The sequence below is a fragment of the Mesorhizobium sp. B2-4-19 genome, from assembly GCF_006441315.1.
In the GTDB taxonomy this organism is placed as follows: Bacteria; Pseudomonadota; Alphaproteobacteria; order Rhizobiales; family Rhizobiaceae; genus Mesorhizobium.
In genome coordinates, this window is sequence record NZ_VFUV01000011.1 from 151,382 (window position 1) to 169,640 (window position 18,259).

General features: G+C 61.2%; 21 protein-coding genes. 5 read left to right on the forward strand and 16 right to left on the reverse strand.

The window, feature by feature from the left end; all coding sequences use genetic code 11:
* Nucleotides 1-10: 10 nt before the first annotated feature.
* The 3 genes from pdhA to eno all read right to left on the reverse strand — a co-directional run bounded on the left by pdhA (nucleotide 11) and on the right by eno (nucleotide 3,160).
* Nucleotides 11-1,048 carry a pyruvate dehydrogenase (acetyl-transferring) E1 component subunit alpha gene (gene pdhA, locus FJ546_RS19715; protein ID WP_140890849.1) on the reverse strand — a complete coding sequence of 346 codons (1,038 nt, stop codon included), beginning with the start codon at nucleotides 1,046-1,048 and terminating at the stop codon, nucleotides 11-13.
* A 193-nt stretch (nucleotides 1,049-1,241) separates the two neighbouring features.
* On the reverse strand, nucleotides 1,242-1,565 hold the full coding sequence (locus FJ546_RS19720) for a septum formation initiator family protein (RefSeq protein WP_140890850.1): 324 nt from the start codon (nucleotides 1,563-1,565) through the stop codon (nucleotides 1,242-1,244).
* Nucleotides 1,566-1,885: 320 nt separating this feature from the next.
* A complete protein-coding gene (gene eno / locus FJ546_RS19725) occupies nucleotides 1,886-3,160 on the reverse strand; it encodes a phosphopyruvate hydratase (protein WP_140890851.1) in 1,275 nt (424 codons plus the stop codon).
* Nucleotides 3,161-3,359: 199 nt separating this feature from the next.
* Here eno and FJ546_RS31920 point away from each other — a divergent pair, with 199 nt between their 5' ends.
* On the forward strand, nucleotides 3,360-3,485 hold the full coding sequence (locus FJ546_RS31920; protein ID WP_140890852.1) for a hypothetical protein: 126 nt from the start codon (nucleotides 3,360-3,362) through the stop codon (nucleotides 3,483-3,485).
* Between the two features lie 61 nt (nucleotides 3,486-3,546).
* Here the strand turns inward: FJ546_RS31920 and FJ546_RS19735 are convergent, their stop codons facing one another.
* From FJ546_RS19735 to FJ546_RS31925, 6 genes are all read right to left on the reverse strand, one after another.
* Complete coding sequence (locus FJ546_RS19735; RefSeq protein WP_032933411.1) at nucleotides 3,547-3,912, reverse strand: PRC-barrel domain-containing protein; 366 nt, start codon at nucleotides 3,910-3,912, stop codon at nucleotides 3,547-3,549.
* 83 nt (nucleotides 3,913-3,995) lie between these two features.
* Complete coding sequence (locus FJ546_RS19740) at nucleotides 3,996-4,199, reverse strand: dodecin family protein (RefSeq protein WP_095775775.1); 204 nt, start codon at nucleotides 4,197-4,199, stop codon at nucleotides 3,996-3,998.
* Nucleotides 4,200-4,285: 86 nt separating this feature from the next.
* Nucleotides 4,286-5,161, reverse strand: a complete 876-nt coding sequence (gene kdsA, locus FJ546_RS19745) for a 3-deoxy-8-phosphooctulonate synthase (RefSeq protein ID WP_140890853.1) — start codon at nucleotides 5,159-5,161, stop codon at nucleotides 4,286-4,288.
* Nucleotides 5,158-6,048 carry a VOC family protein gene (locus tag FJ546_RS19750; RefSeq protein ID WP_140890854.1) on the reverse strand — a complete coding sequence of 297 codons (891 nt, stop codon included), beginning with the start codon at nucleotides 6,046-6,048 and terminating at the stop codon, nucleotides 5,158-5,160. Before FJ546_RS19750 ends, kdsA begins: the two co-directional genes overlap by 4 nt.
* Before the next feature lie 93 nt (nucleotides 6,049-6,141).
* Nucleotides 6,142-6,432: a Dabb family protein gene (locus FJ546_RS19755; protein ID WP_140890855.1), complete on the reverse strand. Its 291-nt coding sequence runs from the start codon at nucleotides 6,430-6,432 to the stop codon at nucleotides 6,142-6,144.
* Between the two features lie 169 nt (nucleotides 6,433-6,601).
* Entirely contained in the window at nucleotides 6,602-6,736 is a 135-nt protein-coding gene (locus tag FJ546_RS31925) for a hypothetical protein (protein ID WP_281405653.1), read from the reverse strand.
* A 282-nt stretch (nucleotides 6,737-7,018) separates the two neighbouring features.
* Between FJ546_RS31925 and FJ546_RS19760 the strand changes: the two genes are divergently transcribed.
* Nucleotides 7,019-8,275 (forward strand): cyclopropane-fatty-acyl-phospholipid synthase family protein, encoded by a 1,257-nt coding sequence (locus FJ546_RS19760; protein ID WP_140890856.1) that lies wholly within the window; start codon nucleotides 7,019-7,021, stop codon nucleotides 8,273-8,275.
* Between the two features lie 92 nt (nucleotides 8,276-8,367).
* On the forward strand, nucleotides 8,368-9,174 hold the full coding sequence (locus FJ546_RS19765) for a DUF1353 domain-containing protein (protein ID WP_140890857.1): 807 nt from the start codon (nucleotides 8,368-8,370) through the stop codon (nucleotides 9,172-9,174).
* A gap of 30 nt (nucleotides 9,175-9,204) precedes the next feature.
* Here the strand turns inward: FJ546_RS19765 and FJ546_RS19770 are convergent, their stop codons facing one another.
* Both FJ546_RS19770 and FJ546_RS19775 read right to left on the reverse strand, forming a co-directional pair.
* On the reverse strand, nucleotides 9,205-11,184 hold the full coding sequence (locus FJ546_RS19770; protein ID WP_140890858.1) for a bifunctional 2',3'-cyclic-nucleotide 2'-phosphodiesterase/3'-nucleotidase: 1,980 nt from the start codon (nucleotides 11,182-11,184) through the stop codon (nucleotides 9,205-9,207).
* Between the two features lie 150 nt (nucleotides 11,185-11,334).
* On the reverse strand, nucleotides 11,335-12,600 hold the full coding sequence (locus tag FJ546_RS19775) for an NAD(P)/FAD-dependent oxidoreductase (protein WP_140890859.1): 1,266 nt from the start codon (nucleotides 12,598-12,600) through the stop codon (nucleotides 11,335-11,337).
* Between the two features lie 162 nt (nucleotides 12,601-12,762).
* Between FJ546_RS19775 and FJ546_RS19780 the strand changes: the two genes are divergently transcribed.
* Complete coding sequence (locus FJ546_RS19780; protein WP_140890860.1) at nucleotides 12,763-13,413, forward strand: 5-formyltetrahydrofolate cyclo-ligase; 651 nt, start codon at nucleotides 12,763-12,765, stop codon at nucleotides 13,411-13,413.
* A gap of 15 nt (nucleotides 13,414-13,428) precedes the next feature.
* On the opposite strand, the gene FJ546_RS19785 is transcribed toward FJ546_RS19780, so the two are convergent.
* Nucleotides 13,429-13,902: an Lrp/AsnC family transcriptional regulator gene (locus FJ546_RS19785; protein WP_010909317.1), complete on the reverse strand. Its 474-nt coding sequence runs from the start codon at nucleotides 13,900-13,902 to the stop codon at nucleotides 13,429-13,431.
* Nucleotides 13,903-14,059: 157 nt separating this feature from the next.
* On the opposite strand from FJ546_RS19785, the gene ald reads away from it, so the two are divergent.
* A complete protein-coding gene (gene ald / locus FJ546_RS19790; protein ID WP_010909316.1) occupies nucleotides 14,060-15,175 on the forward strand; it encodes an alanine dehydrogenase in 1,116 nt (371 codons plus the stop codon).
* 239 nt (nucleotides 15,176-15,414) lie between these two features.
* Here ald and FJ546_RS19795 read toward each other — a convergent pair whose 3' ends face one another.
* The 4 genes from FJ546_RS19795 to sseA all read right to left on the reverse strand — a co-directional run bounded on the left by FJ546_RS19795 (nucleotide 15,415) and on the right by sseA (nucleotide 18,247).
* On the reverse strand, nucleotides 15,415-15,882 hold the full coding sequence (locus FJ546_RS19795) for a DUF1203 domain-containing protein (protein WP_140890861.1): 468 nt from the start codon (nucleotides 15,880-15,882) through the stop codon (nucleotides 15,415-15,417).
* A 182-nt stretch (nucleotides 15,883-16,064) separates the two neighbouring features.
* Entirely contained in the window at nucleotides 16,065-16,622 is a 558-nt protein-coding gene (locus FJ546_RS19800) for an OmpA family protein (RefSeq protein ID WP_140890862.1), read from the reverse strand.
* Between the two features lie 99 nt (nucleotides 16,623-16,721).
* A complete protein-coding gene (locus FJ546_RS19805) occupies nucleotides 16,722-17,285 on the reverse strand; it encodes a GNAT family N-acetyltransferase (RefSeq protein ID WP_140890863.1) in 564 nt (187 codons plus the stop codon).
* A 5-nt stretch (nucleotides 17,286-17,290) separates the two neighbouring features.
* Nucleotides 17,291-18,247: a 3-mercaptopyruvate sulfurtransferase gene (gene sseA / locus FJ546_RS19810; protein WP_140890864.1), complete on the reverse strand. Its 957-nt coding sequence runs from the start codon at nucleotides 18,245-18,247 to the stop codon at nucleotides 17,291-17,293.
* Nucleotides 18,248-18,259 lie beyond the last annotated feature (12 nt).

An 18,259-nucleotide genomic window follows, 5' to 3' on the forward strand; every position in this document is an offset into this window, starting at 1 on the left:
TGGCCCTCCCTTACAATACGATATCGGTCCAGAGCTCGGACGGATCCGGCTCCGCGTCGTTCTGGGCAAATTCGGCGGCGTCGGCGACGATGTCGCGAACCTCCTTGTCGATGGTCTTGAGCTCGTCCTCGGTTGCCCACTTCTTCTCGGTCAACCGCGCCTTGACCTGTTCGATCGGGTCGTGCTCGGAGCGCATCTTCTGCACTTCCTCCTTCGAGCGGTATTTCGCCGGGTCGGACATCGAGTGACCGCGATAGCGATAGGTCTGCATTTCGAGGATGATCGGCCCGTTGCCGCCGCGGCACCATTCGGTCGCCTGATCGCCGGCGGATTTGACCGCGCGCACATCCATGCCGTCGACCTGGATACCGGGAATCTTGAACGAGGCGCCGCGATGCGAGAAATTGGTTTCGGCCGACGAGCGCGACACCGAGGTGCCCATGGCGTAGCGATTGTTCTCGATGATGTAGATCACCGGCAGCTTCCACAGCGAGGCCATGTTGAAACTTTCATAGACCTGGCCCTGGTTGGCCGCGCCGTCGCCGAAATAGGTCAGCGAAACGTTGTTGTTGTCGCGGTAGCGGTTGGCGAACGCCAAGCCCGTGCCGAGCGACACCTGCGCGCCGACAATGCCGTGGCCGCCGTAAAAATGCTTTTCCTTGGAGAACATGTGCATGGAGCCGCCCTTGCCCCTGGACAGGCCGCCGCGGCGTCCGGTCAGTTCGGCCATGACGCCGCGCGGGGAAAGCTCCATGGCCAGCATGTGGCCGTGGTCACGATAGGCTGTGATCATCTGGTCGCCATCGATCAGCGCCATCTTCATGCCGGTGACGACAGCTTCCTGGCCGATATAGAGATGGCAGAAGCCGCCGATGAAGCCCATGCCGTAGAGCTGGCCGGCCTTTTCCTCGAAGCGGCGGATGAGCAGCATGTGCCGGTACGCAGCAAGCTCCTCATCCTTGGTGAATTCAGCAGGCTTGGGCGCGGAAAGCCCTGATTTGGCTTCGGATTTGGATTTGGCAGGCGCTTTTCTGGCTGCGGTGGCCATGCATCACTCCCTGTTGGCGTCTCTTTGCGGACATTAGGGCAGGATGAAATCCGCCCTGGGAAGATCAGCTCTCCCCACCGATTTATGCAAGGCTAACACGCGTTAGAGCGTTGCGCCATGACGAATTTGCATAGCTGGCATGCGCCTAAGCGATTAAAATCATTGAAAATATTGTCGATTAACTGAAATTCAGTTATCTCGACGAGGCCGGCAGCATGATGGTGATTTCATCGGCCTGGGACAGATTGAGCGCCCTGCGCGCCTGTTCGTCAAGCATGTCCTTCTCCAGCGTGCCGTCATGCATCAGCCGAACGCGCCGTTCGAGTTCCATCCGGCGCGCCTTGATCGCATCAAGCTGAGCCTGCAGCGCAACCGTTTGGGCTTCCAGCTGATATTTCGAATTGATGCCGAACTCGCCGTGATAGGCATGGAAGCCGAAATAGGCCAGAAACACCACGCAAAGCGAGGGGATGATCAGCCGGCCGGTATTTCTCTGCTTGTGCTGACGCGTCCACATGACCGAATCCCCATGACCGCAAACTCAAACGACCCGGAACCTTTTTCGCCTGATTGTGCTTAACGGACGGTTACGGTGACCGGTCCCGACAAGCGAAATGAAAGAGGGCGGGAATGATTCCCGCCCTCAGATTGATTACAAACCCCTCGGTTTTTGACAGCAGTCAAAATCGAGGGGTTTTGATTCCGGTTTGTTCGCGATCTGAATCTGAGACGTTCCGTGAATCTTGGGTGATTTCGAGACGTGCGGAGGTTTGTCAGCAGTCTGAGGGCGGGAATGATTCCCGCCCTTCGCGCAGTATCCGAGCTCAATGTTTCGGATCAGGTCTTGATTACCGACTTGCCGGCGTAACGCGCCTGCTTGCCAAGCTCTTCCTCGATGCGGATCAGTTGGTTGTATTTGGCCATCCGGTCGGAGCGCGAGAGCGAGCCGGTCTTGATCTGCCCGCAATTGGTGGCGACGGCGAGATCGGCAATGGTCGAATCCTCGGTTTCGCCCGAACGGTGCGACATGACAGCGGTGTAGCCGGCCTTATGCGCGGTCTCGACGGCATCGAGCGTTTCCGTCAGCGAGCCGATCTGGTTGACCTTGACCAGGATCGAATTGGCAACGCCCATGCGGATGCCGTCGCGCAGACGCGCCGTGTTGGTGACGAAGAGGTCGTCGCCGACCAGCTGCGTCTTCTTGCCGATCAGGTCGGTCAGATACTTCCAGCCTTCCCAGTCGTCCTCGGCTAGGCCGTCCTCGATCGAGATGATCGGATAGTCGGCGGCGAGCTTGGCGAGGTACTTGGCCTGGGCCTTGGGATCGCGCGTCTTCTTCTCGCCTTCATAGACGTAATTGCCGTCCTTGAAGAACTCGGTGGCGGCGCAATCGAGGCCGAGCGCGATTTCCTCGCCCGGCTTGAAGCCTGCCTTTTCGATCGATTCCATGATGAAATCGAGCGCCACCGGGGCGCTCTTCAGGTTCGGGGCAAAGCCGCCCTCGTCGCCGACATTGGTGTTGTGGCCGGCATCCTTCAGCTTCTTGCGCAGTGTGTGGAAGATTTCCGAGCCCCAGCGCACGCCTTCGCGCAAAGTCGGCGCGCCGACCGGCAGGATCATGAATTCCTGGAAGTCGATCGGATTGTCGGCATGGGCGCCGCCATTGATGATGTTCATCATCGGCACAGGCAGGATATGCGCCTTGGTGCCGCCGACATAGCGATAGAGCGGCAGGCCGGCAGCGTCGGCAGCGGCCTTGGCCACCGCCAGCGAAACGCCGAGAATGGCATTGGCGCCGAGCCGGCTCTTGTTGGGCGTTCCGTCGAGCTCGATCATGGTCTGGTCGATATGGATCTGGTTCTCGGCTTCCATGCCGCCGATCGCCTCGAACAGCTCGCCATTGACCGCCTCTACGGCCTTGAGCACGCCCTTGCCGAGATAGCGGGCGCCGCCGTCGCGAAGCTCGACGGCTTCATGGGCGCCGGTCGAGGCGCCCGACGGCACCGCGGCGCGGCCCATCGAACCGTCTTCGAGTACGACATCGACCTCGACGGTCGGGTTTCCACGGCTGTCCAGGATTTCACGTCCGACAATGTCGATGATGGCGGTCATTGCGATGTCCCCGATTGATCTGACGAAAGGTCGCGCCCGTCTTAGCCAAAGCGACGCAAAAGGCAATCCGGCCATGGCCGAATAGTGCCACCAGCCCGATTCACGAAGCGCAAATTTCTGTCATCATAAGTCATGCGCCCGGACATCCATTTCGGGTTATGGCTGTTGTCGCGCGGGGCGAAACAGGAGGAGTTTCGCCATGTCCGAGTTGAGCGGTATCGTCAGTTTGTTCCTAATCGCGGCGGCGCTGCTGACGTCGTGCGACACACAGCAATCGCCACCAAAGGCTGTTGCGCCTTTGTCGGCGTTGAGCACCAGCGAATAGGCATTCGCGTTGAATCAAAAAGGACCCCGTCGAGACGGGGCCCTTTTTGATCGTGGCTGCATCAATGCCAGTAGGGCGTGACCTTGTAATACTCATAGGATGCGTCTCGCGCCGCCTCGCCATCCGCGCCGGCCAATTCGTTGATCGAATAGGCGGGTGCTGCTTTCAGCTGCTCCTTCGAGAAGGGCACGACGTAACCGCCCCTGTTCTCGTCGTAGTCGAGACTGGCCCAAGGGATGGCGTGGTACTTCTCGCCGATGCCGAGAAAACCGCCAAAGCCGATCACCGCGAACATGATGCCGTTCGACGTCTTGTCGAGCATGATGTCCTCGATGCTGCCGATGCTCCTGCCTTCAGTATTGTAGACCGACGTGCCGATGACGCGCGAAGCGGCAATGGCTTCGGTGTGGCCTGTCTGGGTTGTCATGATCTGCTCCTCGCTGTCGTTGAACTCTGCTTTGACAATGAGGGGCGCGGTTGAAAGTTCCCGACTTTTTCGGCGTCGGCCAATCACTCCGCGAGGATGAAAGTCACCTTCATGTTGACGCGATAGGCAACGATCTTGCCGTCCTCGACGACGATCTTCTGATCCTGGATCCAGGCGCCTTCCACGTTCTTCAGGGTTTTCGCAGCGCGGGCGATTCCCTTCTCGATGGCGTCCTGAAAGCTCTTCTTCGACGACGAGGTGATTTCGGTGACGCGGGCGACGGACATGGCTTCCTCCTGGCAAAGCGCTCATTTGCCGGCCAAGCGTACAACCGGCCCCTCCCGACCACAAGCACGGGCAGGAAGCGCGGGGCTCAGCGGCCCTTGGCGATCCGGTCGAAAGCCATCAGCCTTTCCAGGAGAGCCGGCATATCCTTCAGCGGCAGCATGTTGGGTCCATCGGAAGAGGTCGAATTGTCAGGATCCTGATGGGTCTCGATGAAGACGCCGGCGACACCGACGGCGACGGCCGCACGGGCCAGCGTCTCGACAAAGCGGCGCTCGCCACCGGACGAGCCGCCCTGCCCGCCTGGCTGCTGGACCGAATGCGTGGCGTCGAAGATCACCGGCGCGCCGATCTCGGCCATGACAGGCAGCGCGCGCATATCAGACACCAGCGTGTTGTAGCCGAAGGACGCGCCGCGCTCGGTGGTGAGCACATTGGCGTTGCCGGAACCGGTGATCTTGGCGACCACATTCTTCATATCCCAGGGCGCGAGGAACTGCCCCTTCTTCACGTTGATCACCTTGCCCGTTTTCGCGGCGGCGACCAGCATGTCGGTCTGGCGCGACAGAAAGGCTGGGATCTGCAGTACATCGACATGCGGCGCGACGATCGCGCACTGTTCCTCGGTGTGGACATCGGTCAGCACGGGGAGCGAAAATTCCTTGCGCAACTCGTCGAAGACCGGAAGTGCGGCGTCCATGCCGGCGCCGCGCGTTGCCGACAGCGAGGTGCGGTTGGCCTTGTCGTAGCTGGTCTTGTAGACGAGGCCGATGCCGAGCTTGGCCGTCAGTTCCTTCAGCGCGCCAGCCATGTCGAAGGCATGCTGGCGCGACTCGAACTGGCATGGGCCGGCGATCAGCGCCAAGGCCGCCTTGTTGTCGAACACGACATTGCCGACCGTTACCGACGAATTGGGGGCCATCGAATTGGGGGCCATCGAATTGGGCACTTGGGGCTTGTTCATTTTATCTCCCGGAAGATGAAAGCCGCGCCCTGTCCGGATGCCGGCCGCACGACAATATCAGTGCCCGCTATATCGTGCCGGATAGCATTGGCTGCAAGCAGGCTCGACGTGGCATCGATGCTGCGGACAGCAAAGACGATCGCGGCGAAGCGCAGCTTTGTGGACGAACCCGCCGGAATGCCAAAGCGAGCGGTGAAGAATTTGGGGTCGAGCACGCTCAAGGTTGCGTTTGGCAGGAAAAACGCCCCGCCCTCGCCGCTGGCAGCAGGATCGTTCGCCGCGATGGAAATCAGCCTATACTGTTCGGCGGGCTGGTCGCTGATCGCCACCACCTCCAAAATGCCGGTGGCGCCATTGGCGTGGGCCTGCAAAGCCGTACGGTCCACGTCGGGCGCATTGATCCGCTGGCAGGCAAACAGGAACGCGTCGGTTGCTCCGCGGGTCGCGGCAAAGGCGAGCTTGAACGATGCGATATCGCTCTTGCCCGATGTATCGGTGAAAGCGCGCGAAAAGCTCAGCATGTCTCCCGCCGACAGACCGGCGCCTGCAAAGCGGGCATGGTCGGCATCGGCATTGTCGGTCGCCAGAACCACGGCCGAAAACCCCTCATCGCCACGGCTGTCGCGATAGAGGCGGTCGTGCGCGACGAAGACGTTGCCGGCGGCCGTCGCGTCGATCGCTGCCTGCTCATCGCCAATCGCGATGGGCTCCAGATACGTGCCATCGGCGAAGAAGACGCAGCAGTTTACCGTTCCAAAAGGATGGATACCGGTCGGCGCAACGACGAAGCCCAGCGCAGTGAGCCGGGCTCGCGCCACATCGAGGTTCTGCGTCGGCAGAACGAGATGGTCAAGCGGATGCGTGCCGGTGGTTGTGCTGTCGGTCATAGGGCGCGGTGTGCATCATTCGGGAGCGCGGTTCAAGGCCGTTGCCGGTCGGCGGCCGCAGGCACTTGTCGAGATCCAGAACCGCGCCCGGGATCAGCTGCCGGCCGCGACATCGGCGGAATAGCGCAGTTCGCGCAATGGTTTGACCTTGGCTGTGGTCTGCGCATAGAGCGGATGCGCCTTGTAGGCGGCCAGCGCCGCGTCGTCGGCGAACTCGGCGTAGACGACGACATCAATTTCATCCGACAGCGGGTCGACCTTGGTGTTCAAAGTGACCTCGAAGAGACGGGAATGCGGAATTTTGCCGAGTGCCAGCAGGCCGGTGCGCACTGCCTCCACATCCTCCTTGCGCCGCGCGCTGAAGAAAACGATATGCCGGATCAATCCCGCCTCCTCGATCTGAATGCTGGGGTCTTTTGTGACGGCGGTTTCGTCGCGTCAACCGTTCATGGCGCCACGCGTCCTTGCGACGCGCCCCAAACGATGCGGGTGTAATCCCGCGGCGACGGGCACGTCGTGCGACGCGCCAGGCTGCGCTCTTCGGGAGGGAAATTCAGGCCTTGCCGGTCACGTAACGCACGACGTGGTTGAGCTCCCTGACCGAGACGTCGAGATACCGGCCCTGGTTGTAGAGACCGTCCCAGATCAGGAAAAACGCGATTGCCGCAATGACGATTACATAACGCATGGCTAAAGCTATCGCACATGCGCTGCGACGGCCATAGACGTTTTGGATTGTGGACAGCAGCAACTTGACCAAAGGCGCAGATGCCAGACGCCACGTGGCACAGCCCAGCCAGTGGCCTGCCTCTTGAAGTTGCCCCTCATCACGTGGAAGATTGTGGCGGGCATTCGCTGGGAAGCACTGGGAGCTACCCGGACCAGGCAAGGCTTTCGAACCTGGCGAATGATCCAAGAGAACCGTGACCCGGCAATTTGTGTCGGCACCACGGAAATCCAGGGGCATGAAATGGCAGACGGGGACCACCATAGCGTAGCGCCGGGCGAAACGGTCAGGCTCGACGAGTTCAATTTCGCCGAGATCGTCAAGGGCCTGCCGGCCAAGGCGCGCATGGTGCTGTCGGCGGCGATGAATCTGCCGCGCGGTTCGCTCAAGGTCAGGATGCCGGACGGCCGCGCCGTTCTGGTTGGCGGCAAGGGACCCGGCCCGGACGCCGAGCTGGTGCTCAAGAACTGGCGCCTTCCAGGCCGCGCCTTTTCCGGCGGTACGATCGGCGTTGCCGAATCCTACATGGACGGCGATTGGGAAAGCCCCGACGTCACCAGCTTCCTGGAATTGTTCGTGGTCAATTCGGCGATCGGCGAACGCGTCGCCGGCGGCGCCAGTTGGCTCATCAACACCGTCCAGCGCATCCGTCACTGGTTCAACGAGAACACACGCACCGGTTCGAAGCGTAACATCTCGGCGCATTACGATCTCGGCAACGCTTTCTACAAGGAGTGGCTCGATCCGAGCATGACCTATTCCTCGGCGCTCTACGCGAATGGCGCCAACGACCTGGAGAGCGCCCAGACCGCCAAATATCGGGCGCTGGCCAGGGATACAGGCATCGGCGGAAAGGACCATGTGCTGGAGATCGGCTGCGGCTGGGGCGGTTTTGCCGAATTCGCGGCACGCGAAATCGGCTGCCGCGTAACCGGGCTGACGATCAGCCGCGAACAGCACGATTTCGCCAAGGCACGCATCGCCAAGGCCGGGCTCGCCGACAAGGTCGACATCAAGTTGCAGGATTACCGCGACGAAACAGGGACTTACGACCGCATTGCGTCGATCGAGATGTTCGAAGCGGTCGGCGAGAAATACTGGCCGGTGTTCTTCTCGAAGATGAAGTCCTGCCTGAGGCCTGGCGGCACCGCGGGCCTGCAGATCATCACCATCAACGAGGCCTCCTACGACACCTATCGCGCCAGGCCGGATTTCATCCAGCGCTATGTGTTCCCGGGCGGCATGCTGCCGACACCGTCGATCCTGAAGGCGCTCGGCAAGGACCATGGCCTCGCGCATCTGCGTGAGCGGGTGTTTCCCAACGACTATGCGCGCACGCTCGCCGAATGGCGCAACCGCTTCTGGGGATCCTGGGAGAAGATCGTGCCGCTCGGCTTCGACGACCGCTTCAAGAAGCTCTGGGAGTTCTACCTGCACTATTGCGAAGCCGGTTTCCGCGCCAGCTACATCGATGTGCGGCAAGTGGTCTACAAGGCGTAGCGTACCCTATTTAATTCTTGATCGCAGTCATCGATCTCAATAAAAAGTTCCCCAGCAAATGGATCCGTTTAACAGCTTTATTGGAGGGCGCGATGCAAGACGACCAGCTTCGGTCCGTCGTGCGGCGAAATTCTATTTCAGTCAAGCGATCTAGCTGGGAAAACTTGCAAATTATAGTTGGGGTATTAATTTCAATCTGTACGATATACGTAAGTTTGAAAACATACTCCCTGAGTGAGGCTACACGAAAAAATTCCGAAAAACTTTCAGAAATCGAAAGCGCCTTAAACACTTCAAAATTCGACTTTGAGAGATATCGGGACATCTACGATAGAGCGGAGAAATATCTATCCTCTGATCATCAGAATGAACGGCAGGGGCGCGCGCTCGTCGCTCTTATTGGCATATTGCCTTCCTCGCATGATCGCGATGAACTTCTATCGATTTTCGTCAGGGAGGCTCAAGTCGTTTCTGTGGCAGCCAGTGCAGCCGATGTGAACGATCAGACAGCCGGCCAATGGACACTTAGTCAAAAGTCTTTTTCTGGCAGTTTTGCGCTTATTAAGGATCCTCTTAGGGATAGCTTCCTTACGGCGGATGACTTGATTTTCACCGATAGCTCAGGCGTTAAGTGGCCTCTACCACGGGGCACTGTGATCGACGGGACAGCAATCCCCCGCAGTCTTTGGTCCACCGTTGGATCGCCTATAAATGGAAAAATTGCGCCGGCGACAGCGCTTTACCAATACCAGGTATCAAAAAGAACTTCACCCGTCAAGAACGTGAACAAGATGTATTACGAGGCCTTGATCGCATCTCAAGTCCCAGAACAACAAGCTACGACCTTATTGGCTGCCGTCGATTTACTTGGGCCAAGGTGGAACGTTTTGACAAAGTAAATTATCTTCCATCTCTTTCACTGTGCGCGATCAAAGAGCAATGCGATACTTTGCGAACCCCGCTTCGCCCTCGCCCGCCGGTTCGATCTTCAGCGCCTTCACATCGGCAATGAAATCCTTTGCCTTTACGCCTGTCTCGAACACGACGCTGGTTCCCGGCAGCGGTGCGAACGACCAGTTGCCGTCGGCCGACGGGTTGATCGTGCCCTGGCTTACAATGTAGCGAACGATGACGTCGCGGTTGGTGTCCGGCGCCTCGTAGATGATCTTCGAGGCATTGATGTCGGGGAAATTGCCGCCGCCGCCGGCACGGTAATTGTTGGTCGCAACGACGAATTTCTGATTGGGATCAATTGGTTTGCCGTCGAACATCAACTCGACGATGCGATTGGCGCCGGCATTCGCCACTCCGCCCTTGGTGTCATATTTCGGGGGCTGCGACAGATCGATCTTGTAGGAGACGCCATCGATGACATCGAAATTGTAGGATGGGAAATCGGTGTTTATGAGGGCCTGGTCGGCCTTCCCCACCTCGATCCTGTTGAAGATGCCGGCCGACATCTCCAGCCATTCCTTCACCTGGCCCCCCGTGATCTCAACGGCCCGCACCGTGTTTGGGTAGAGATAGAGGTCGGCGACGTTCTTGATGGCGATGTCGCCGGCCGGCACGTCGGTGTAGTAGTCGGCGCCGTTGCGCCCGCCCGCCTTGAAGGGAGCAGCGGCCGACAGCAGCGGCACATCCTTCCACTGCGTACTTTTGAGAATATCCTTCAAGTACCAAGTCTGCGCCTGGCTGACGACCTGCACCGACGGATCGTCGGCGACCAGCGCGAAATAGGAATAGAGCGGCGCGGAGGTCTTGCCGACCGGACGGCGCACATAGGCCAGGGTCGCCTGGTGGTCCTGTTCGAGGGCGGCGATGACGCGCTTGTCGTCGGGGACAGTCGGCTTGTTCTTGTTGTCGACGCGCTCGAAGATCGGCCGCGCCTCGGAGGTCGCGGAGACGACCTTCCATTTCGATCCGTCACGCTCCAGCATCAGGTCGATCAGACCCATATGCGAGCCCCAGAAACCGCCCATCACAGCAGGCTTGCCCTGCAGCGTGCCTTTCTGCGTGTCGACGCCTTCGAGCGACTGGAAGTCCTTCTTGCCGGGGAACACCAGATGCTGGTGGCCGGTGAACACGGCATCGATGCCATCGACGCCGGCAACGAAGAACGAGGCGTTCTCCATCATGTCGCCCTGCTTCACGTCGATGCCGGAATGCGAGAGCGCGATGACGATGTCGGCGCCCTCTTCCTTCATCTGCGGCACCCAGGCCTTGGCCGCCTCGACGATGTCTCGCGTTTTGACGTTGCCTTCGAGATTCTTGAGATCCCAGACCATGATCTGTGGCGGCACGAAGCCGATGATGCCGATCCTGATCGGTTGCTCGGCGCCCGAACCGTCCTTGATCTTCTTGTCGAGGATCACATGGGGCTTGAGATAGAGCTTGTCGTCGCGCGGGTTGGCGGCAAGCTCGGTGCCGCGGATCAGATTGGCGCAGACGAAGGGGAAATTGGCGCCCGCCAGCACCTTGTCCAGGAAGGAGAGGCCGTAGTTGAACTCGTGGTTGCCGAGCGTCGAGCACTCATAGCCCAGCAGGTTCATGCCTTTCATGATCGGATGCAGATCACCGTCCTTCAGGCCCTTCTCGTAGGCGATGTAGTCGCCCATCGGGTTGCCTTGCAGCAGGTCGCCATTGTCGATCAGCATCGAATTGACGGCCTCCTTGCGCACTGTGTCGATCAGCGACGCCGTGCGCGACAGGCCCATCGTGTCGTTGGCTTTGTCGGCGTAGTAATCATAAGGCAGCACGTTTACATGGATGTCGGTGGTCTCCATGATCCGAAGATGCGCCTGGTTGGCTTGAGCGCGGGCGGAGAAGGGATGAAGCACGATCAGCGCCCCTGTAGCTGCGGCGCCGGCGAGGAAACCGCGGCGGGAGACGGGATGGAGCAGTTGCGACATGTTTTCTCCTCTTTGACAACGTGGCACGCCCTGCCCCCAGACGAACTTCGCGCCGAAATCAGCTCAAGTCCATTCAAGAAGTCGCGCGCCTCCGCACGTCAATCCATCAGCACCAGATGACGGGCGGATGAATGGGGCAGTGGAGAAGAGTCAGGTCTTGTCGTTGTCACCCTGGGTGATCAGCCGGGCGCTGCGCTGGCCCGTCATGTAGATCCATAGCCAGCTCAGGGAAACCGCAAGCCGGTTGCGGAAACCGATCAGGAAATAGATGTGCGCGATGCCCCACAGCCACCAGGCGAGCCAGCCCGTGAGCTTGATCCAGCCGAAATCAATCGCGGCGGCGCGTTTGCCGATCGTCGCCAGATCGCCGGCATGTTTGTAGTGAAATGGCCGCGCGGTGTTGTCACCGCCGAGCCTGGACTTGATGGTCGCGGCGACGTGGCGACCCTCCTGCTTGGCGGAAGGCGCCACGCCAGGTACCGGCCGTCCATCGGGCCGCAGCACAAGGGCGGCGTCGCCGATGACGAAAATCTCGGGGCTGCCAGGCACGCTGAGGTCCGGCTCGACGAGCACCCTGCCCGCGCGGTCCGCCTTCGCTCCCAGCCATTCGGCGGCGGGCGAAGCTGCAACGCCAGCTGCCCACAGGATCGTTCGGGCTGCCAGCTGCTTTTCGCCAAACACGACACCTTCGGCGTCGCAGCGCGTGACGGGCCGGCCGAACTCGACCGTCACGCCGAGCCGTTCGAGCGCCTTGCTGGCGTATTCGGAGAGTTTTGGCGCGAAATTGGCCAGGATGCGATCACCGGCCTCGATCAGCACCACGTGCGTTTGCCGCGTGTCGATGTTGCGGAACTCGCCGCGCAGCGTGTCGTGCGCCAGCTCGACGATGGTGCCGGCCAGTTCGACGCCAGTCGGCCCGCCGCCGACGATCGCAACGGTCAATAGCGCCTGGCGTCTGGCGGGATCGGTTTCCCGCTCCGCCTGCTCGAAGGCCGTGAGAATGCGCCGGCGAATGGTGGTGGCGTCCTCCAGCGTCTTCAGGCCTGGCGCGAAAGGCTCCCATTCGTCATGGCCGAAATAGGCGTGACGGGCGCCGGTGGCGAGCACCAGCGTGTCATAGGCGACCGTGCTGCCGTCATCGAGCAACACGCGTTTGCCGGTACGGTCGACGCCGGTGACATTGGCCAGCAGCGTCGTCACGTCCTTGCGTTTGCGCAGGAGATGGCGGATCGGCCAGGCAACCTCGGAGGTCGCCAGCGCGGTCGTCGCCACCTGGTAGAGCAGCGGCTGGAAAAGATGGTGGTTGCGCTTGTCGATCATGGTGATCCGCACGGGCTGTCCAGCCAGCGCGTGGGTGAGTTCGAGGCCGCCGAACCCCGCGCCGACGACGACAACATGGTGGCTGACCTGGTTCATCTCATTCACCCTGATGGCAAGATGCCTGTCCCGGATGTAGGTATTTTTGTGCAATGCAACAACAGAAGGATAATGCCCGGGACTCGCCGTCCCATGTCGTGAATGCACAAGTTGTATCGTGTCGCGAGGTATAGCGTCAGCGAACACGCTATGAGGTGACGCATGGCCAACGATCATGACGACCAGGGTCCGGCACTGTATGCCTCGCCGCCCTGTTTCATGCACGAGCTCGATCCGGAATTCCGGGCGCCGCTGTCCGACTGGACCGACGTGCGGCGCTGGCGCAAGGCCGAACGCGAGCGGCTGATCGCGGCCCGCCTTGCTGTTTCGGCCGATGCGCGAACGGCAATGTCCCGGCGCATCGCCGAGGGGCTCGACACGATCATAGGCGAGATCCGCGGCCGCATGGTCAGCCTTTACTGGCCGTTTCGCGGCGAACCGGATCTGCGGCCATGGATGGCGTCCGTCAACGAGCGCGGCGGCAGCACGGCGTTGCCCATCGTCGTCGAGAAAGGACACCCCCTGATCTTCCGTGCCTACAAACCGGGCGACCGATTGGAAAAGGGCGTCTGGAATATCCCGATCCCGGCCGAGGGCGATCCGGTGCTGCCGGACGTCGTCATCGCGCCGATCGTCGGCATTGATCCGGCAAATTATCGCCTGGGTTATGGCGGCGGCTTCTTCGACCGCACGCTGGCCGCCATACCGTCCAAGCCGCTGGTCATCGGCGTCGGCTACGAACTGCAGCGCATAGCCACCATCTATCCGCAGCCGCACGACATTCCGATGAATCGGATCGTCACTGAAGCCTGAAGCAGGCTGGCAAGCTCAAGCCATCTCCGGCTTCATGCCCATGGCGGTGCGATCGACGATTTCGCGCAAGGCGAAGGACGAGTTGATCTTGGTCACATGCGGCATGGCCGATAGCCATTCCTTGTGGATGCGCTCATAGTCGACCAGGTCTTTCGCCGCGATGCGCAGGATATAGTCGTATTCGCCCGACATCAGGTGGCAGGACAAGACATTGGGGCAACGCTTGATCGCTGCTTCGAAATCCGACAGCGTCTTCTCAAACTGGCCCGACAGCGATATATGCACGATCGCCGTCATCTGATGACCGAGCGCGGCATTGGACAGCCGGGCGTGGTAGCCGCGAATGGTTCCGGATTTTTCCAAATTGTCGAGCCGGCGCGAACAGGCCGACTGCGATAGGCCAACCTTCTCGGCGAGCGCCGCATTGGGTATCCTGCCGTCCTTCTGCAAAGTCTCAAGAATGGCGATATCGATCCTGTCGAGCGGCATTTTTCGTGAATCCTGCGAATATCCTGCTATTTTGCGCAAGGATTATCGAAACAGGCCTGCCCGCGCAAGCGCATTCGCAAACACTTGCGAGCTGATTCATGGTTCACTCCGACAATACAGGGAGTGAGCCCAAAAGGGCCCGGATAAGGAGAAGAAAATGCGCGTCGGCTGCCCCAAGGAAATCAAGAACCACGAATATCGTGTCGGCCTCACACCAGGCTCGGTCCGCGAATATGTGGCGCACGGCCACGAAGTTCTGGTCGAAGCCGGCGCCGGCGCCGGCATCGGTGCCGATGACAACGCCTATCGCGCCGCCGGCGCCACCATCGCCAAGACCGCCGCCGACGTATTCGCCAAGTCGGACATGATCGTCAAGGTCAAGGAGCCGCAGCCCAATGAGTGGGTTCAGCTGCGCGACGGCCAGATCCTCTACACCTACCTGCATCTGGCTCCGGATCCGGAGCAGACCAAGGGCCTGCTCGCTTCGGGCGTCACGGCGATCGCCTACGAAACCGTGACCGACGATCGTGGCGGCCTGCCGCTGCTCGCGCCGATGTCGGAAGTCGCCGGCCGCCTGTCGATCCAGGCCGGCGCCACGGCGCTGCAGAAGGCCAATGGCGGCCGCGGCGTGCTGCTCGGCGGCGTGCCCGGCGTGCTGCCCGGCAAGGTCACCGTGCTCGGCGGCGGCGTCGTCGGTCTGCACGCGGCCCGCATGGCCGCCGGCCTTGGCGCCGATGTCACCATCATCGACCGCTCGATCCCGCGCCTGCGCCAGCTCGACGACCTCTTCGCCGGCCGTGTGCACACCCGCTACTCCACAGTCGAGGCGCTCGAGGAGGAATGCTTCTCGGCCGACATCGTCGTCGGCGCCGTGCTGATCCCCGGGGCCGCAGCACCGAAGCTTGTCACCCGCGAAATGCTGTCGGGCATGAAGAAGGGCTCGGTGCTGGTCGACGTCGCTATCGACCAGGGCGGTTGCTTCGAGACCTCACATGCGACGACTCACGCCGAGCCGACCTACGAGGTCGATGGCGTCATCCACTATTGCGTCGCCAACATGCCAGGTGCGGTGCCAGTCACCTCGGCCCACGCCCTCAACAATGCGACGCTGCACTACGGCCTGCAGCTCGCCGACAAGGGCCTGAAGGCGCTGGTCGACGACCATCACCTGCGCAACGGCCTCAATGTCCACAAGGGCAAGATCACCAACCGGGCGGTCGCCGAAGCGCTCGGCTACGAGCTGGTCGAGCCGAAAGCTGTTCTGGCCGCCTGATACACCCAGAAAAAGTCAACTTGCTATTGTTGCCCGCCGGTCCTCGCCGGCGGGTTTTTTTGCGCTGAAGGCTTTTGTGCCGGACCCAAGGCAACAAAAAAGCGGAGCCAAAGCCCCGCTTCCTCGATATCGAGATTGCCGCCGGTTCATCCGCGGTCGGCCAATCGATCGACACCCGCGTTCTATCGCATCTATGCGACGGGAGTACGACAGGCTTCCCGAGCGCAATCCTTTGCGTTTCAGGCCCGCTCAATCCGGCACTGGTAGCAGTTGTTACGCGCCGAGCGGACATGCACGTAGGCTATGTCGTCGCGCTCGAACAAAGTCGCGGCGCGTGCCGCAATTGCGTCGGTAGGAATGACCCCGCCACTGCCGTAGACGATTCGATCATCCCTGCCATAGCCGCGCACGATGTAGTCCGGGCTTTCGAGGACCTCGGGAAGCAATTCGGTCTCGGCCGCACGCTCGCACTCTTCCGCATGCAGAAAGATCGGCCCGGTTTCAGCATAGGGCTGAAGCTCCGGAAAGGGGCGGTAGGCAAGGATGAGATAGGCATCGCCGGCGGCGATGTTCTTCAGGCAATGCCGGCAAGGCATGCCGTCGCCGTCGGAAATCCTCCGCCCTGGCGTCTGGCCGTAAGCATTGGGACCGCCGCGTTGCAGCGTCCTGACTTGTTCGCTGGGCAGCGCTTTGAACTGAATGGCCATGGTGAAAACCTCCGGTTTGCTGACCGGAAATTATGTGTTCGGGCCAATGCTTCCCACCCGATTCTTGCCAAGCGATCGAGGGACCGATCCGATGTCGGTCCCTCCCATAGATCAAAAAGCATCATCGATAGCGCCCACCCGATTAAAGTAAGCCAGCCAATTAAAGCTGATCGAACCCTGGTTCACCGAATGAAATCGTCGAAGCGCCGCAATGTCACCCTGCGATTCTGCCAGTTTTCGTTCTGCGTCGGCACGAGCAGGAACTCCTCGCCGTAGCCCACGGTTTCCAGGGCATAGCCGGGCACGCCGAATTCGCGCACCAGCGTACGTTTCAACGAAGCAGCCCGTTGTTCGGACAGGATCTGGTTCGACTGGAAGGAACCGACGGCATCGGTATGCCCTTCGATCAGCACGCGGGCGCCGGGATCGCGGCGCAGGATGCGCTGCAGCGCGTCGGCGATATTCTCGATCTTGTCGTATTGCGAACTGGAAATAGCCGCCGAGCCGAAGGCGAAATTGATCGACTGGATGTCGATCGAGCGCGCCATGCGGCGCAAATCCGGCCGGCGCTTGAATTCACGGATGGTGACACGCTCGTTCGGCCGCAGCTTCACCCGGGGCGCCGCCTCGAGCTTGCGCTCGATCGTCGCGGCCGAAGGCGTCGTCGCCTGGGCGGCGGCAAGGCTCGGCATGGCAATCGCTGCGATCAGCGCGGCGACGACTGTACGGCGTGTCAGCATATCTATTCTCCTTCGGCCTCGGCCGCATTGATGATGCGGGCAAGATGCCAAAGGCAGGCTGAAGCGCCGATGAACGGCCGGTTCAGGTTCCGGCCAATGTCACGGGCGCATGACGCTGGCCGAGCGCTCGGCGAAAGGCAGCGGATGCACGACCTCCTTCTTCTGCGCGACCGGCTTGAAGCCGAGCTTCTGGTAAAGCGGCAGAGCTGCCGGATGGTCCAGCGTGCAGGTCTGCACCGTCACCCGTTTTGGCCCATGCGACCAGGCGGCTGAAATCGCCGAACCCAGGAACCAGCGGCCAATGCCTTGCCCGGTGGCATGTTCCATCATGCCGAAATAGGCGAGTTCGACTTCGTCAGGCAGATGCGGCTTGAGGTCGAAGAAGCCGGCTGGCGCGCCGTCGAGGTAGAGCACCCTGATGTCGCGGTCCTCGCGGTGGATGCCGGCCGAAAGCTCCTCATCGTCCAGCCTGAGAACATTCACCCAATGCCATTTGCGCCCGACCCGGTCCATCAAATAGCGATAGAAATGCAAGGGGATGTCCTTGGTCTTCAGCAGCGCGATCTGGCGGTTGTAGGGCACTGGCGGGGAGACCGCAGGAGGGGCATGCATTTCGAGGAAAGTCACCGTGACTTCAATGTCCTGCAGCACACCGTTTTCCATCGCGTTCATTCCTTGCCGGTCTTAGCGGGGCCGGTCTTAGCGGGGCCGGTCTTAGCGGGGCCGGTCTTAGCGGGGCCGGTCATAGCGGTGCCAGCCTTAGCGGGGCCAGCCGTCGCGGGGCCGGTCACGACAGGCGTGTCGGAGAGCCCGCCCCATTCCGTCCATGAGCCGTCATAAAGCCTGTTGTCGGTGTGGCCAAGCGTCTCCAGCGCGAGCGTAACCACCGCGGCGGTGACACCGGAGCCGCAAGACGTGATGACGGGCTTCGACAGGTCGATGCCGGCGTCCTCGATCACCTTGCGCAAACGGTCCTTCGACAACAGCGTGCCGTTTTCCGACAGCGCGGAGTACGGGACGTTGCGTGCGCCCGGCATATGGCCGGAGCGGATACCCGCGCGCGGCTCGGGCTCGACGCCGGTGAAGCGGCCGGGTCCTCGGGCATCGGCAATCTGGCTGGCACCGGTCTCGACGATCCGGCGCATGTCGGCGAGGCTGGCGACGCGGCCGGCGTCGAAATCGGCATAGAACACGCTTGGCGCGGTCTTCGTCGGCTCAGACGTTACCGGGCGGCCAGCCGCCTTCCAAGCGTCGAAACCGCCATCCAGGATATAGGTTTGGAAAACACCCATGATGCGGAACATCCACCAGGCCCGGGGTGCCGAGAAGAAACCCGGACCATCATAGACGACAATGGTGTCGTCGGCGGACACGCCCATCGAACCGACATATTGCGCGAAATGCTGAGGCGAAGGCAGCGTGTGCGGCAAGGCAGCGTCGGGATCCGACACCGCGTCCTGGTCCAGGAAGCGGGCGCCAGGAATATGGGCGGCATTATATTCGGCGCGCGCGTCGCGCTTTTGCGCCGGCAGGTACCAGGACGCGTCGACGATGGTCAGGCCGGGCTCGCCCAGGCGCGCCTGCAGCCAGTCCGCGTCGACGGTGAAAGGACTGTCTTCGGCCATTTTGGTTCTCTC

Excerpts from the sequence above, each read along its gene's own strand:
- FJ546_RS19765 (WP_140890857.1), top strand. The coding sequence starts at position 8,368 with ATGCAAGACGACCAGCTTCGGTCCGTCGTGCGGCGAAATTCTATTTCA.
- FJ546_RS19800 (WP_140890862.1), bottom strand. The coding sequence starts at position 16,622 with ATGCTGACACGCCGTACAGTCGTCGCCGCGCTGATCGCAGCGATTGCC.
- FJ546_RS19735 (WP_032933411.1), bottom strand. The coding sequence starts at position 3,912 with ATGACAACCCAGACAGGCCACACCGAAGCCATTGCCGCTTCGCGCGTC.
- FJ546_RS19780 (WP_140890860.1), top strand. The coding sequence starts at position 12,763 with ATGGCCAACGATCATGACGACCAGGGTCCGGCACTGTATGCCTCGCCG.
- FJ546_RS31920 (WP_140890852.1), top strand. The coding sequence starts at position 3,360 with ATGTCCGAGTTGAGCGGTATCGTCAGTTTGTTCCTAATCGCGGCGGCG.
- FJ546_RS19795 (WP_140890861.1), bottom strand. The coding sequence starts at position 15,882 with ATGGCCATTCAGTTCAAAGCGCTGCCCAGCGAACAAGTCAGGACGCTG.
- pdhA (WP_140890849.1), bottom strand. The coding sequence starts at position 1,048 with ATGGCCACCGCAGCCAGAAAAGCGCCTGCCAAATCCAAATCCGAAGCC.
- FJ546_RS19785 (WP_010909317.1), bottom strand. The coding sequence starts at position 13,902 with ATGCCGCTCGACAGGATCGATATCGCCATTCTTGAGACTTTGCAGAAG.
- FJ546_RS31925 (WP_281405653.1), bottom strand. The coding sequence starts at position 6,736 with ATGCGTTATGTAATCGTCATTGCGGCAATCGCGTTTTTCCTGATCTGG.
- kdsA (WP_140890853.1), bottom strand. The coding sequence starts at position 5,161 with ATGAACAAGCCCCAAGTGCCCAATTCGATGGCCCCCAATTCGATGGCC.
- sseA (WP_140890864.1), bottom strand. The coding sequence starts at position 18,247 with ATGGCCGAAGACAGTCCTTTCACCGTCGACGCGGACTGGCTGCAGGCG.
- FJ546_RS19740 (WP_095775775.1), bottom strand. The coding sequence starts at position 4,199 with ATGTCCGTCGCCCGCGTCACCGAAATCACCTCGTCGTCGAAGAAGAGC.
- FJ546_RS19720 (WP_140890850.1), bottom strand. The coding sequence starts at position 1,565 with ATGTGGACGCGTCAGCACAAGCAGAGAAATACCGGCCGGCTGATCATC.
- FJ546_RS19760 (WP_140890856.1), top strand. The coding sequence starts at position 7,019 with ATGGCAGACGGGGACCACCATAGCGTAGCGCCGGGCGAAACGGTCAGG.
- eno (WP_140890851.1), bottom strand. The coding sequence starts at position 3,160 with ATGACCGCCATCATCGACATTGTCGGACGTGAAATCCTGGACAGCCGT.
- FJ546_RS19775 (WP_140890859.1), bottom strand. The coding sequence starts at position 12,600 with ATGAACCAGGTCAGCCACCATGTTGTCGTCGTCGGCGCGGGGTTCGGC.
- FJ546_RS19770 (WP_140890858.1), bottom strand. The coding sequence starts at position 11,184 with ATGTCGCAACTGCTCCATCCCGTCTCCCGCCGCGGTTTCCTCGCCGGC.
- ald (WP_010909316.1), top strand. The coding sequence starts at position 14,060 with ATGCGCGTCGGCTGCCCCAAGGAAATCAAGAACCACGAATATCGTGTC.
- FJ546_RS19805 (WP_140890863.1), bottom strand. The coding sequence starts at position 17,285 with ATGGAAAACGGTGTGCTGCAGGACATTGAAGTCACGGTGACTTTCCTC.
- FJ546_RS19750 (WP_140890854.1), bottom strand. The coding sequence starts at position 6,048 with ATGACCGACAGCACAACCACCGGCACGCATCCGCTTGACCATCTCGTT.